This window comes from Halomarina pelagica (genome assembly GCF_024228315.1).
In the GTDB taxonomy this organism is placed as follows: domain Archaea; phylum Halobacteriota; class Halobacteria; order Halobacteriales; family Haloarculaceae; genus Halomarina; species Halomarina pelagica.
Genome location: NZ_CP100454.1, coordinates 1338442 through 1351799, shown reverse-complemented (window position 1 = coordinate 1351799; position 13358 = coordinate 1338442). Strand labels below are relative to the sequence as shown.

Annotated in this window: 12 protein-coding genes; 1 reads left to right on the top strand and 11 read right to left on the bottom strand. The window is 70.8% G+C overall.

Going from position 1 to position 13358, the window contains the following annotated elements:
• Positions 1-240: 240 nt before the first annotated feature.
• Positions 241-1773, top strand: a complete 1533-nt coding sequence (gene gpmI / locus NKI68_RS07125) for a 2,3-bisphosphoglycerate-independent phosphoglycerate mutase (protein WP_254546016.1) — start codon at positions 241-243, stop codon at positions 1771-1773.
• Between the two features lie 16 nt (positions 1774-1789).
• Here gpmI and NKI68_RS07120 read toward each other — a convergent pair whose 3' ends face one another.
• The 11 genes from NKI68_RS07120 to NKI68_RS07070 all read right to left on the bottom strand — a co-directional run bounded on the left by NKI68_RS07120 (position 1790) and on the right by NKI68_RS07070 (position 13355).
• Entirely contained in the window at positions 1790-3364 is a 1575-nt protein-coding gene (locus NKI68_RS07120; protein ID WP_254546015.1) for an amidohydrolase, read from the bottom strand.
• A 163-nt stretch (positions 3365-3527) separates the two neighbouring features.
• Positions 3528-3671: a hypothetical protein gene (locus tag NKI68_RS07115; RefSeq protein WP_254546014.1), complete on the bottom strand. Its 144-nt coding sequence runs from the start codon at positions 3669-3671 to the stop codon at positions 3528-3530.
• A gap of 221 nt (positions 3672-3892) precedes the next feature.
• Positions 3893-5068, bottom strand: a complete 1176-nt coding sequence (locus NKI68_RS07110) for an outer membrane protein assembly factor BamB family protein (RefSeq protein WP_254546013.1) — start codon at positions 5066-5068, stop codon at positions 3893-3895.
• Between the two features lie 54 nt (positions 5069-5122).
• Complete coding sequence (locus tag NKI68_RS07105) at positions 5123-5332, bottom strand: hypothetical protein (RefSeq protein ID WP_254546012.1); 210 nt, start codon at positions 5330-5332, stop codon at positions 5123-5125.
• A 62-nt stretch (positions 5333-5394) separates the two neighbouring features.
• A complete protein-coding gene (locus NKI68_RS07100) occupies positions 5395-6231 on the bottom strand; it encodes a formate/nitrite transporter family protein (RefSeq protein WP_254546011.1) in 837 nt (278 codons plus the stop codon).
• A gap of 115 nt (positions 6232-6346) precedes the next feature.
• Positions 6347-8416, bottom strand: a complete 2070-nt coding sequence (locus NKI68_RS07095) for a beta-galactosidase (protein ID WP_303657485.1) — start codon at positions 8414-8416, stop codon at positions 6347-6349.
• Positions 8413-9201: an SDR family NAD(P)-dependent oxidoreductase gene (locus NKI68_RS07090; RefSeq protein ID WP_254546010.1), complete on the bottom strand. Its 789-nt coding sequence runs from the start codon at positions 9199-9201 to the stop codon at positions 8413-8415. The genes NKI68_RS07095 and NKI68_RS07090 overlap by 4 nt, the downstream gene beginning before the upstream one ends.
• Before the next feature lie 2 nt (positions 9202-9203).
• Positions 9204-10352 carry a galactonate dehydratase gene (dgoD, locus tag NKI68_RS07085; RefSeq protein WP_254546009.1) on the bottom strand — a complete coding sequence of 383 codons (1149 nt, stop codon included), beginning with the start codon at positions 10350-10352 and terminating at the stop codon, positions 9204-9206.
• 8 nt (positions 10353-10360) lie between these two features.
• Positions 10361-11494, bottom strand: a complete 1134-nt coding sequence (locus NKI68_RS07080) for an ABC transporter ATP-binding protein (protein WP_254546008.1) — start codon at positions 11492-11494, stop codon at positions 10361-10363.
• Between the two features lie 3 nt (positions 11495-11497).
• Positions 11498-12343, bottom strand: coding sequence for a carbohydrate ABC transporter permease (locus tag NKI68_RS07075; protein WP_254546007.1), 846 nt, complete (start codon positions 12341-12343; stop codon positions 11498-11500).
• Positions 12336-13355, bottom strand: coding sequence for a carbohydrate ABC transporter permease (locus tag NKI68_RS07070; protein ID WP_254546006.1), 1020 nt, complete (start codon positions 13353-13355; stop codon positions 12336-12338). The genes NKI68_RS07075 and NKI68_RS07070 overlap by 8 nt, the downstream gene beginning before the upstream one ends.
• Positions 13356-13358 lie beyond the last annotated feature (3 nt).

The following is a 13358-nucleotide window of genomic DNA, read 5'->3' as shown; positions in this document are numbered from 1 at the left end:
CGAAAGCCCTCACTTACGTAATGAGCTGCAAATAGAACACCTCGAAAGCCCGAGGGCTCTCGAGGTGGTACTGTCCTCTACCTCCGAGCCTGAGGGCTTTCGAGGCACTATCGACACCGTTTGCAGCGTGTCGAGGGCGTTCGAGTACTCCCGCCACGATCCGAACGTCGAACCTGACACCTACCTCTCTCCCCGTGTGAGTCGAAGCCTAGTTACGCCCGGATGGCGATCCACTAGGCGATGAAAGCGGCGCTCGTCATCCTCGACGGCTGGGGTCTCGGCGCGGGAAGCGGTTTCGTCTCAGAGGGCGGCAGGGACGCGGTCTCGGCCGCCGGGACGCCCACCTTCGACCGCCTGCGCGAGGCCGGCGCGTTCTCCACGCTGGAGACCCACGGCCGATGGGTCGGCCTGCCCGAGGGCCAGATGGGCAACAGCGAGGTCGGCCACCTCACCATCGGCGCGGGACGCGTGGTGAAGCAGGACGCGGCGCGCATCAACGACGCCATCGAGAGCGGCGACCTCGCGGAGAACGCGGCGATCGACGAGGCGTTCGAGTACGCCCGGGAACGCGGCGGGCGCGTCCACTTCATGGGCCTCGTCAGCGACGGCGGCGTCCACTCGATCCAGGCACACCTCCGCGCGCTCGTCGACCTCGCCGCCGAGCGGGGGATCGACGCCGTTACCCACGCCTTCACCGACGGGCGAGACACCCCGCCGAAGAGCGGCGCGGGGTTCCTCGGCGAACTCGAGGCGCGGATCGAGGCCGCCGGTACGGGCGACGTGGCGACCGTCTGCGGGCGCTACTACGCGATGGATCGCGACCGGAACTGGGAGCGGACGCGGCGCGCCTACGACGCCATCGTGAACCGCGACGCGCCGTTCGAGGCGACGAGCGCCGTCGAGGCGTGCGAGGCGTCCTACGAGCGCGGCGTGACCGACGAGTACGTCGAGCCGACGCTGATCGAGGGCGGGCCCGCCCTGACCGACGGCGATTCGGTCGTCTTCGTCAACTTCCGGGCCGACCGCGCGCGCCAGCTCGTCCGCATGCTCGCCGACATCCGCCCCGAGTGGGCGTTCGAGACCGACCCTCCCGAGATCCACCTGACGACGATGACGGAGTACGACGCGACGTTCGACCTCCCGGTCGCCTTCGCGCCGCGCCAGCCCGAGGACACGCTCGGCGAGGTCGTCGCGGAGCGCGGCCTGACCCAGGCGCGCCTCGCCGAATCCGAGAAGTACGCCCACGTCACCTACTTCATCAACGGGGGGCGCGAGGTGGCGTTCGACGGCGAGAGCCGCCGGATCGTCGAGAGCCCCGACGTCCCCACCTACGACGAGCGCCCGGAGATGAGCGCCGAGGAGCTGACCGACACGGCGATCTCGATCGTCCGGACCGAGGACCCCGACCTCCTGGTCCTCAACTACGCCAACCCGGACATGGTGGGCCACACGGGGGACTTCGACGCCGCCGTGGCGGCCGTCGAGGCGGTGGACGAGCAGCTAGGCCGCCTGGTCGACGCCCTCCTCGACGCCGGGGCGGACGTGCTCGTCACCGCGGATCACGGCAACGCCGACGACATGGGGACCGAGGACGACCCCCACACGGCCCACACGCTCAACCCGGTGCCCGTCGTCCTGCTCGCGCCCGACGGGACCGACGGGGGGCGGGCGATCCGCGAGGGGGCCGGGCTCGCCTCGATCTCCCCCACGCTCCTCGAGCTGATGGGGATCGAGCGACCCGAGGCGATGACGGGCGAGTCGCTGGTGGAGTGAGGCCGTCCCGAGGGCGTCAGTTCTCCCGCTCGTACACGACGCGCCCGTCGACGACGGTGTGGGTCACCTCGACGTCGGCGATGGCCGACGGATCGACTTCCCACGGCGACCGCGCCAGCACGGTGAGGTCGGCGCGCTTGCCGACCTCGATCGTGCCGAGCCGGTGCTCGTCGAAGCCCGCGTAGGCCGCACCGCTCGTGTACGCCCGCAGCGCCTCGGTGACGGTGAGGCGCTGGCGCTCGTCGGGCGCGGTGACCGCCTGCTGGACGCCGAACAGGGGGTCCATCGGCATGCAGTCGCTCCCGAAGGCGAGCGGGACCCCCGCGTCGAGCAGGTCGCGGTACCGGTTCGTCTCCCGCGCCCGCTCGCGGCCGAGGCGGTCCTCGTAGAGGCCCCCCTCGCGCGCCCACTTGAGGAAGTTCGGCTGGACGGAGGCGACGACGCCGAGGTCCGCGAGGCGCTCGATCAGGTCGTCGCGCAGGAGTTCGGCGTGCTCGACGCGATGGCGCGCGTCCGCCGATCCCGTGCCCGTTCCAGGTGCGCGCCCGCGCCGTCCCGCGCTCTCCGCGTAGGCGTCGAGCACGGCCTCGATGGCGTCGTCGCCGATGGCGTGGGCCGTGAACTGCAGTCCCGCCCCGTCAGCGCGCGCGACGAGTTCGTCCAGTTCCTCGGACGGGACGACCCACTGGCCGTCCTCCTCGGTTCCTCGATACGGTTCTGAGAGCTTCGCCGTCCGCGCGCCGAAGCTCCCGTCGGTGAAGCTCTTGACCGCGCCCGTGCGCACGAGGTCGCTCCCGAAGTTCGTCCGCTCGCCGAGGTCGACCAGCGAGTCGAGGTGGTCGCTCCAGTAGTTGATCCGCACCCGGAGGTCGAGCGCCCCCTCGGCGTCGAGGTCGCGGTAGACGGCGGGCGCGGCCGACTTCCGCACCATGTCGTGGATTCCGGTGACGCCCAGTTCGTGCGCCCGGTCGCGCGCCGCCTCGATCAGGCGGCGCATGCCCTCGGCGTCGGGTTCAACGGCGGCGTAGAGCACGTCCACCGCCTCCTCGACGACGACGCCGGTCGGCTCGCCCCCCTCCCGGCGCACGTCGCCGTCGGGCATCTCCCCGACGAACCGGGAGAGGGCCACGGAATTCAGGCTCGCCGTGTGCATGTCCTCGCGGAAGGCGACGACCGGGCGCTCGGCGCTCACCGCGTTCAGGTCCTCGCGGGTGAGGTAGCGCGCCTCCTCCCACGCGCTCTCGTCGTAGCCGTACCCGAGGATCGGCCCCTCCGCGTCCCCGTCGTCGGCCGACTCGCGGAGGAGCGAGATCGCCTCTGCCGGGGAGCCGGCGGCGGAGAGGTCGGCGTGGACCAGCGACCGTCCGACCATCGGCAGGTGGGTGTGCGCGTCGACGAACCCCGGGAGGACGACCCCGCCGTCGAGGTCGATCACCCTCGTGTCCGCCCCTTCGAGGAACCTCACTTCGTAGGCCGAGTCCACGCGGACGACGCGACCGTCGCGCACCGCGACCGCCTCGTGGACCTCGTCGGGTTCGGCGAGCGTGTGGACCGCCGCGTTCGTCAGCACGAGATCCGCTGGCGCTGTCATGGCGGTAGGGCGCGCGCTGCCCGCAAAAGGTTAGCCCATCTTCCGCCCGTGGTTCGGCCCCGGTTCGTCCCCCTCCCGTCGGTAGGTGCGCGACGAACGACGATAGAACGAGTGCCGGTGCCGGGACGATCAGCGGGTTCGACGTCGATGCTCTGGCCGGCGATCAGTGCATCATCCCGCTCATGTCGTCTTCCGACATCATCATCCCGTGTTTGTCCATCATGTGCATCATCATCATCCCCCGCATCTCGTCCATGTCGTCAGAGCGCATCATCATGTTGCACTCCATACATTCCATCTCTTCCATGGGTATCCGCCCCCTTCCGGGGACGGCCAGGGATACGCTCCCTCGCCACATATATGTTCACTATCTTTCAATTCTGCGCGAGAGTCCCGGGGACATCCTCTTTCGTGGACAAATTAACGTCAGTGGTAGCACCTCACCCGGCGGATTACTGCCGGTCATCCTGTGCGTTCCAATGCTCCCCCCCCCGGCCGTCCTGAGGGGGCGCGACGGGCGGACAGCAGTTAGCCCATCACGTACACGTCCGAGTTCGTCGCCAGGCGGTAGTAGAGCCGCCCGTCGGCGACGACGGGCTGGGATCCGACGCTCCCGACGCGCTCGTCCGCGATCCGCCGACGGACCTCGCCGGTCGCCGCGTCGAGCAGGAAGACCCCTCGATTCGCGCTCCCGAGGAGAACCTCGTCACCGAGAACGACCGGCGTGGAAGCGCTCGGCCCCGTCTCCGCCCGCCAGAGGGACTCGCCCGTCTCGGCGTCGAGTGCGCGCGCGAACCGGCCGTTTCCGGCCGACACGAACGCTCGGCCGTCGGCGACTGCCGGCGGTTCGTACACCCCGTCGGCGATGCGTTGGGTCCAGCGGACGCTCCCGTCGGCCGTCGCGACCGCGGAGAGGCGACCGCGCTTCGAGGTGGCGTAGACGGTCCCCCCGGCGACCGCCGGGGCGGTGTACAGCTCCCCGAGGTCGTCGGTTCGCCACCATCGCTCGCCACTCGGCGTGATCGCGACGAGGTGCCCGCCGTCGTTCGTGTGGGCCGCGGCGTACGCCCGGTCCCCGACGGCCACCCCGGCGAGGCCGCCGTCGACCGGGGCGGTCCAGCGCGTCTCCCCGGTCTCCGCGTCGAGCGCGGCGACGACGCCGGCGGCCGGGACGAACAGGGTTCCGTCGCGGACCGTCGGCGACGCGGTGTCGTCGAAGCCGGCGACGCCGACGTCCGCACCACCCCACAGCCGTTCGCCGGTGGCGGCGTCGAGCGCGAACGTCCGGTTCAGCGTGCTCACGTAGAGCGCGCCGCAGGCGAGGGCGGGGCTCGTCCCGACGCCGTCGTCCACGTCCTCGAACGCCCAGAGGCGGTCGCCGGATTCCGCGTCCCGCGCCTCGACGCGTACGTCACCCGCGACGAACGCGACGCCGCCGTCGACGACCGGACCGCCGTCGACGCTCCCGCCCCCGTCCGGTGTCGTCCCGGTGTGCGAGAGGCGGCGAACCGGCGCGTCGTCCGGCGGGAGGTCGCGCCCACCGAGCGCGCTCGTCCGAGACGGGTCGTGACCGAACGTCGGCCAGTCGTACTCCGAGGGTCCGCAGGTGATCGGCGGGTCGCGCTCGCCGTCAGCGAGCGCGCCACAGCCCGCGAGCGTCGTTACGGCGCACGCTGCGAGGAAGCCGCGGCGAGTGGAGGGCATCGAGTAGCCCCCCGGACCGAACTGTCATAAACTTTGTCACGATTCCGCGTCCGCTCACTCCTCGTAGACGCCCCCCTCGTCCACCACGAAGCGGTAGTGGTGGGGGACCAGGTAGTAGTCGTTGCCGCAGTGCTGAGCCCGGTACGTCGTCCCGTCGGCGTCCAGGTTGACCGTCCACTCGACGGTCGCGCCGCACTCGGGGCAGCGGGATCCCTCCAGCGCCTCGACGAACGGGACGACGGCGTCGTCCTCGATCTCGACCATGCGCGAGATACCGCGCCGTCTGACTTCAAACGATCCCCGCGTTCCCCCGACTGCCGTCGGCGTCAGTCGATCGACTCCACGTCCACCTCGTCGGGGGTGTCGCCGTAGGCGATCTGCCCGTAGTTGAGCAGCGCGACGAAGACCGTCCCGCCGACGACGTTCCCGATCGTCGTCCACAGCAGGAAGTGGCCGAACTCCGCGAGCGTGACGCCCTGGCCGAGGAACATCGCGCCGAGCACCTCGGTCGTCCCGAGGAGGGCGTGGTGAAACGGGGCGAAGCCGATGCCCGCGGTGACGACCCACACCGCGACGATCTCGCCGACGGTGTCGCGGCTGGCGGCCGCGAGCCACGTGGCGAGGCCCATGAGCCAGCCGGCGACGACGCCGCTCAGCAGGATCGTCGGCCCCGAGTAGGGCAGGAGAGCGTTCGCGAGCGCCCCGAACGCGGCCGGGTCGACGATCGACAGCGGCGGCCCCACCAGCGCGATCAGCCCCGCGAAGAGCGCGCAGCCGACCAGGTTCGCGACGTAGATGACCAGCCAGAGGCGGCCGAGTCCCCGCAGGTCGGCGTGGCCGCCGAACACGGGGAGCCACGCCATCGTCGTGTGCGCGGTGAACAGCTCCGTCTGTCCGAGCATCACGAGCAGGAAGCCGACGGCGGAGGCGTTCGCGAGGACGAACTGCTTCACGAGGTCAGACTCGAACCCCGGTGAGAAGGTGAGCGCGACGGCCATGAACAGCGCCCCGAAGCTCACGTTGAGCCCGGCTGCGAGTCCGGAGAAGGCGAGCGCGCCCGCCGACCGGCGCATCTCCCTGATGGCGCTCTCTATCTGCTGTCGCAGGACGTTTCTGAACTTGCGCGCGTCGGCGGACGTCGTCTCGGTCTGCGTCTGACTCATCGCGACGTTCGAGGTCGTACTCGCGGCCGACGTATCAAGGTCGCCCCGGCGCACGCACCGAGGCCCGTCCCGTCCCGTCCCGTCCCGTTCCAGCGGGCGGCGGGTCGGCGGGCGCTCACTCCCGCGTCACCGACAGGGTCGAGGGGGCCGTCCGAACGACGCTCACGCCGTACGCCGGGACCGTCTCGCCGCCGATCGCCCACTCGGCGTCGTCGGGGGCGGTCGCGCGGACGGGCCGGTCGGAGAAGTTCGTCACCCACGTGTGGCCGTCGCGCGCCGCGAGGCGCACGCCGTCCGGGGCGCGGGCCGCGCAGTCGACGCCGGCGCGGTCGAGCAGGTCGGCGACCAGCGCGTCCGCGAGGTCCGCGCCCGGCCAGACGCCGCAGTAGGCGACCGACCCGTCGCCGGCGCGCCGCTCGACGGCGGCGGGGTTTCCGGCGGCGATGCCGGTGGCGTGCTCGGCCGTCACCGACGCCTCGGTCGCCTCCAGCCACTCCGCCCACGTGCGGTAGTCGTACCGCTCCCCGCGGTAGGTGACGACGGTGTCGAGGCGCTCCGGGAGGCTCTCGTGGCGCTCGACGGTCGCGCCGACGAGGTCGGCGAGCGGCCCCGGTGCGGGGGCGGCGTGGAGCTTGTTCGCGGGGTCCTTGACGCCCGAGCGCGCGCCGAGCAGCAGGTGCCCGCCGTCTCGGACGTACGTTCCGAGGCGATCGGCGTCGCTCCCGTCGACGAGGTGGAGCGCGGGCGCGACGACGGCGGCGTAGCCGTCGAGGGACGTCCCGGGGTGGATCACGTCGACCTGCACGCCGCGGGCGCGGAGCGCGCGGTAGTACGACCTGAGGTAGGCCCAGTAGTCGAACGTCGGGGCGTGGGGCTGGGCGTCGAGCGCCCACAGCGCGTCGTAGTCGTGCAGGAGCGCGACCGGCGCGTCGACCGGCGCGAGGTCGAGGGCCGAGAGTTCCTCGGCCGCCCGCGAGGCCTCGCCGTACGCCCGGTCCGGGCTCCCGTCGCGCTTCCGCAGGCCGGCGTGGTACTGCTCCTGGCCCTCCAGGCAACGCCGCCATCGGAAGTACGAGACGACGCTCGCGCCGTGGGCGACCGCGTGGTGGGTCCACAGCCGCACCGCGCCGTCGGCCGGCTGGGGGGCGTACGGCGGCCAGTTGACGTCGCCGGGTTGCTGCTCCATCACCCAGAACGGCGCGCGCTTCGCCCCACGGTAGAGGTCGTGGTTCAACCCCACCTGGTCGGGGTCGCCCGCGCGCAGTTCGGCCTCGGTCGCCTCACCGGGTCTTCGGTCCTGGACGAACCCCGTCGGGTAGGAGTCCCACGCGACGACGTCGAGATCCTCGCTCACCGCGTGGGCGTCGAGCGTCGGGAAGTCGCCCATGAAGTTGTGCGTCACGAACCAGTCGGGGTTCGCGGCCCGCAGGCAGTCGGCCTGCAGGCGGTCGTACGCGACCACGCTGTCGCTCGCGAACCGGGCGTAGTCGAGCAGGCGCGAGGGGTGGTGCTCCGCGGGCGCGTGGCGCGGCGGATCGACCTCAGACAGGCTCGCGTGACGCTGGCTCCAGAAGGTCGTCCCCCAGGCCTCGTTGAGGCCGTCAGCGTCGCCGTACCGCTCGCGGAGCCACTCGCGGAATGCGCGGGCGCAGTCGTCGCAGTAACAGCGCACCGTCCGGTGACAGCCGTACTCGTTGTCGGTCTGCCAGCCGACAACCGCCTCCTGGTCGGCGTAGCGCTCTGCCAGCCGCGTCACGATCCGCTCGGTTTCCTCGCGGTAGGCCGGCGAGTTGAAGCAGTAGTGTCGACGCCCGCCGAACCCGCGGACGGTCCCGTCCGGCTCCTCCTGCAGGATCTCGGGACGTTCGTCGACGAGCCACTTCGGCGGCGTCGCGGTCGGCGTGCAGAGCACGACCGACAGCCCCTCGGCCGCGAGCGCGTCGATGGCTCCGTCCAGCCATCCGAAGTCGAACGCCCCGCGTTCGGGTTCGAGGCGCGCCCACGAGAACTCGGCCATGCGGACGTAGGTGAGGCCGGCGTCGGCCATCTGCGCCGCGTCCTCGGCCCACCGCTCGCGCGGCCAGTGCTCGGGGAAGTAGCAGACGCCCGTCCGGGGCGTCGTCGCCGTCGGGGTCGCCGTCGGGGTCGTCGTCGGATCGTCCGCGGCGCGGTGGGGGTCCGTCACCGCTCGCCCTCCCTGCGCGCCCGGTAGTCCGGGAGCGCGTCGTCCTGCATGACGGCGGTCCGCCCGCCGTCGACGAGGAGGCTCGCGCCGGTGACGAACGCCGCGTCGTCGCTCGCGAGGAAGGCGACCGCCCCGGCCACGTCCGCGGGCGTGCCCAGCCGCCCGGTCGGGTGGATCGACTCCAGATGCTCGCGGTAGTCGGGGTCCATGTCGCCGGTCGTCCGGTCGATGGCGACCCAGCCGGGGTTGACGGTGTTCACGCGGACGCGCGGGCCGAAGTCGAGCGCCATCGCCCGGGTCATCCCGTCGATCCCCGCCTTCACCGCGTTGTAGGGGAACATCTCGGGCATCGTGAGGCGCGCGTGGTTCGAGGAGACGTTGACGATCGCGCCGTCGTCCATGTGGCGGACGGCGCGCCTGGCGCAGAGCCAGTAGGACCGGAAGTCCGTCTCGACGACGAAGTCCCAGTCGTCCTCGGTCGCCTCGTCGGCGGCGGTGTTCGTCTCGACGCCCGCGTTGTTTACGAGCACGTCCAGGCCGCCGAAGCGCTCGACCGCGGCGTCGACCAGCGTCGCGATGTCGTCCGGTTCGCGCATGTCCGCGCGAACGAACGCCGCCTCGCCGCCCGCCTCGCTGATCTCGCCGGCGACCGCCTCGCCCGCCTCCCGCGTGCGCCCGGTGACGACCACCGACGCGCCCTCGGCCGCCAGCCGCCTCGCCACGCCCGCGCCGATGCCGCGGGTCGAACCGGTGACGAGCGCCGTCCGGTCTGCGAATCGCTCCACGGTCACCACTCCGCGACGCTGCCGTCGTCGTGTCGCCAGACGGGATTGTGCCAGTCGACCGCCCCCGCCCGCTCGCGCACGTAGTCCTCGTCGATCTCGATGCCCAGCCCTGGGCCGTCGGGCAGGCGGACGTAGCCGTCCTCGTACTCGAAGACGTTCGGATCCGCGAGGTAGTCGAGGACGTCGCCGCCCTCGTTGTAGTGAATGTCGAGGCTCTGCTCCTGGATGAGCACGTTCGGCGAACACGCGTCGACCTGCACGCAGGCGGCGAGTGCGATCGGTCCGAGCGGGCAGTGCGGGGCCATCGCCACGTCGTAGGCTTCGGCCATCGCCGCGATCTTCTTCACCTCCGTGATCCCCCCAGCATGCGAGAGGTCGGGTTGGATCACGTCCACGACGCCCTGTTCGAAGACCTCCTTGAAGTCCCAGCGCGAGTAGAGGCGTTCGCCGGTGGCGATCGGCGTCGAGGTGTGGGCGGCGATCTCGGGGAGCGCGTCGGTGTGCTCCGGAAGGAGGGGTTCTTCGATGAAGAAGGGTTCGTGCGGTTCGAGCGCGCTCGCCAGCCGCTTGGCCATCGGTTTCGACACCCGCCCGTGGAAGTCCACTCCCACGTCCACCGCCGGCCCCACCGCCTCCCGGACCGCCCCCAGGCGGTCGGCGGCGTCGGCGACGGCCGCCGGCGTGTCCACCCGCCGCAGTTCGGAGGTGGCGTTCATCTTCAGCGCGGTGAACCCCTCCTCGACCTTGTCGCTCGCGGCGCGGGCGACGCCCGCGGGGCGGTCACCGCCGATCCACTGGTAGACGCGGACGCGATCGCGTGCGCGACCGCCGAGCAACTCGTAGATCGGCGCGTCGAACGCCTTGCCCTTGAGGTCCCAGAGCGCCTGGTCGATGCCGGCGATGGCGCTCATGAGGATGGGCCCGCCGCGGTAGAACCCCCCGCGGTACATCGTCTGCCAGTGGTCCTCGATCGGGTCGGGGTCCGACCCGAGCAGGTAGGTGTCCATCAGTTCTTCGACGGCGGCGCGGACGGTGCGCGCGCGGCCCTCGACGACCGGTTCGCCCCAGCCCACGCGGCCGTCGCTCGTCTCGAGGCGCAGGAACAGCCAGCGCGGCGGGACGGCGTAGAGTTCGTAGTCGGTGATTCGCATGTCGTGTCTCACTCTCCGGGGCGTTCGACGACGTAGTCGTCGGTCGTCGGTCCGCCCTCGTCGGTCTTGGTCTTCAGCGATTCGCCCGTCTCGGCGTCGAACAGGTACAGCGCCGCCTCGTCGAAGCCGAACCGGACCGTCTCGCCCGGCTCGGGTCGGAACGCGCTCGGGACGCGGGCGGTCAGCTCCACGCCGCCGAGTTCCATGTACAGGAAGTTCTCGTTGCCCATCGGCTCGACGACGCGCGCCTCGGCGGCGTTGCCGCCCACGTCGACGGGGTACACGTCCTCGGGGCGGATCCCGGCGCGGACGCGGTCGTACCCCTCGACCGGCGTCGGGTCGTCGAGGTCGTACGCGAAGTCGCCGGGACCGCGGAGCGTCCCGCCCTCGACGGCCGCGTCGAGCAGGTTGATGCTCGGCGAGCCGATGAAGTCGGCGACGAACTCGTTGACCGGCGAGCGGTAGACCTCCTCCGCGGTGCCGACCTGCTGGAGCCTCCCGCCGTTCATCACGGCGATGCGGTCGCCCATCGCCATCGCCTCGGTCTGGTCGTGGGTGACGTAGACGGTGGTGACGCCGAGGTCGTGCTGTAGCTCCTGGAGTTCGGTGCGCATCTCGGCGCGGAGCTTCGCGTCGAGGTTGCTGAGCGGTTCGTCCATCAGGAAGACCTGGGGCTCGCGGATGATCGCGCGTCCCAGCGCGACGCGCTGTTGCTGCCCGCCGGAGAGTTCCTTCGGCTTCTTCCCGAGGAGGTCCTCGATGGAGAGCATGCGGGCGACCCGCTCGACGCGCTCGCGGATCTCGGCGGTGGAGAGCGTCGTCGAGAGCTTCAGCCCGAAGCCGATGTTCTCCCGGACGTTCATGTGGGGGTAGAGCGCGTAGTTCTGGAACACCATCGCCACGTCGCGGTCGCGCGCCCGGAGGTCGGTGACGTCCTCGCCGTCGAAGGCGATCTCGCCGCCAGTGACGTCCTCCAGGCCGGCGACGCACCGGAGCGTGGTGGTCTTTCCGCACCCCGACGGCCCGACGAGGACGAGAAACTCCCCGTCCTCGACCGTCAGATCGAGGTCCTCGACGGCGACGATGGTCCGCCCGTCGTCGCCGAACTCCTTCCGTAGCGTGTCGACTGTGATTCGTGCCATGGGTCACTCCTTGATCGAGCCAGCGAGGATGCCGCTGACGAACTGCTTCTGCAGGAAGAGAAACAGCAGGAAGATCGGGACGATCGAGAGCGCGGCGGCGACCATGATCTGGTCGTAGTAGACGCGCTGTGCCCCGACCAGCTGGTTGATCGCGACCGGGATGGTGTACTTGCCGGTGTCCAGGATGACCAGCGGGAACAGAAAGAGGTTCCACTGGAACAGAAAGAGGACGATGGCGAGCGCCGCGAGCGACGACTTCATCGTCGGCAGCGCGATGCGGTAGTACAGCTGGAACTCGGTCGCGCCGTCGATTCGCGCAGATTCGAGCAGGGCGTCCGGGATCGACCGCATGTTCTGGCGCATGAGGAAGATGCCGAGCGGGTTCGCCGCCCACGGGAGGATGATCGCCCAGAAGCTGTTGGTCAGTCCGATCCGCGAGACGAGCAGGAACAGCGGGATCACGAGCAGCTGGATGGGCAGGATCAGCGTCGCGAGGATGGCGTAGAAGATCGGCTCCTTGAACCGGAACTCGTACTTGGCGAACGCGAAGCCGCCCATCGAGCAGAGCACCAGCGAGAGCAGCGTGTACGTCACCGCGACGAAGACGCTGTTTCGGATACTCCCGAGGAAGTCCACGTTCTCCCGCGCCTGGAGCGCCCGCAGGTTCTCGAGGAAGTGCCCGCCGGGGAGCAGGCGCGGGTCGCTCCCGGCGGCGAGAAACGCCCGCTCGGGGAGCGTCGCCGCCACGACGATCCAGTAGAGGGGGACGAGCGTGACGACGACGGCGGCGAGCAGGACCGTGTACGTGAGAAACCGCCAGACGCCCTCGCGCCGGTCGTCCTCACGCATCGTCCTCGCCCCCCGCCTTGAGCTGGACGATCGACAGGACGCTGACGATCGCGACGAGCACGACGGTCATCGCGCTCGCGTACCCGAGTTCGAACTGCTTGAACGCCATCCGGTAGATGTAGACGACGACCGTGCGGGTCGCCTCCGTCGGCGCGCCGCCCTCGTCGATGATCAGCGGCTCCGAGAACAGCCGGAACGTCCCGATCGTCGAGGTGACGAGGACGAACAGCAACACCGGGCGAAGCTGGGGGAGCGTCACGTAGCGGAACTTCTCCCAGCGGTTCGCGCCGTCGATCTCAGCCGCCTCGTAGAGCTGCTCGGGGACCGTCTGGAGGCCGGCGAGCAGGATGATCATGTTGTAGCCCGTCCAGCGCCACGTCACCGCGCCGACGATCGAGAGCCGCGACCAGAACGGCGAGGAGAGCCACGGGACCGCCGGGAGCCCGACGCCCGTCAGCAGGTAGTTGACCAGCCCGTGTTCCTGGAGGAGCAGGAGGAACACCGTCGCGTAGGCGACGAGGTTCGCCGAGACGGGCAGGGCGATGGCCGTCCGGAACAGCCCCTTCGCCCGGACGAACGAGGCGTTCAGCGCGAGTGCGAGCCCGAGGGCGACGCCGATCATCAGCGGCACCTGCACCGCGAGGATGAACACCGTATTCGAGAGCGCGTTGTGGAACTGCGCGTCCTCCAGCAGGCGGGCGTAGTTCGCGAGGCCGACGAAGCGGAGGTCAGCCATCCTCGGGAGCTGGACGAAGACGGGGCCGAAGTCGATCCAGAGCAGCGCCCCCTCGCCGACGCCCTGGAACTCGAAGAACGAGAGGTAGACGGTGTAGGCGATGGGGAACGCGAGGAAGACGGCGAACAGGACGAAGAAGGGTGCCAGAAAGAGGTACGGGACGCCCGGGAACGACGGCAGTCGCCGCGCGAGCGCCTGCCGGCGGTAGCGGAGCGCGTCCGCTGCCCGCCAGCCGACGCCGCGGAGGCCGGTCGACGTCGACGGGTCGCTCGCCATGGA

Bases quoted from the DNA above. Each gene is read 5' to 3' on its own strand.
- gpmI (WP_254546016.1), top strand. From the start codon at position 241: ATGAAAGCGGCGCTCGTCATCCTCGACGGCTGGGGTCTCGGCGCGGGA.
- NKI68_RS07120 (WP_254546015.1), bottom strand. From the start codon at position 3,364: ATGACAGCGCCAGCGGATCTCGTGCTGACGAACGCGGCGGTCCACACG.
- NKI68_RS07115 (WP_254546014.1), bottom strand. From the start codon at position 3,671: ATGGAAGAGATGGAATGTATGGAGTGCAACATGATGATGCGCTCTGAC.
- NKI68_RS07110 (WP_254546013.1), bottom strand. From the start codon at position 5,068: ATGCCCTCCACTCGCCGCGGCTTCCTCGCAGCGTGCGCCGTAACGACG.
- NKI68_RS07105 (WP_254546012.1), bottom strand. From the start codon at position 5,332: ATGGTCGAGATCGAGGACGACGCCGTCGTCCCGTTCGTCGAGGCGCTG.
- NKI68_RS07100 (WP_254546011.1), bottom strand. From the start codon at position 6,231: ATGAGTCAGACGCAGACCGAGACGACGTCCGCCGACGCGCGCAAGTTC.
- dgoD (WP_254546009.1), bottom strand. From the start codon at position 10,352: ATGCGAATCACCGACTACGAACTCTACGCCGTCCCGCCGCGCTGGCTG.
- NKI68_RS07080 (WP_254546008.1), bottom strand. From the start codon at position 11,494: ATGGCACGAATCACAGTCGACACGCTACGGAAGGAGTTCGGCGACGAC.
- NKI68_RS07075 (WP_254546007.1), bottom strand. From the start codon at position 12,343: ATGCGTGAGGACGACCGGCGCGAGGGCGTCTGGCGGTTTCTCACGTAC.
- NKI68_RS07070 (WP_254546006.1), bottom strand. From the start codon at position 13,355: ATGGCGAGCGACCCGTCGACGTCGACCGGCCTCCGCGGCGTCGGCTGG.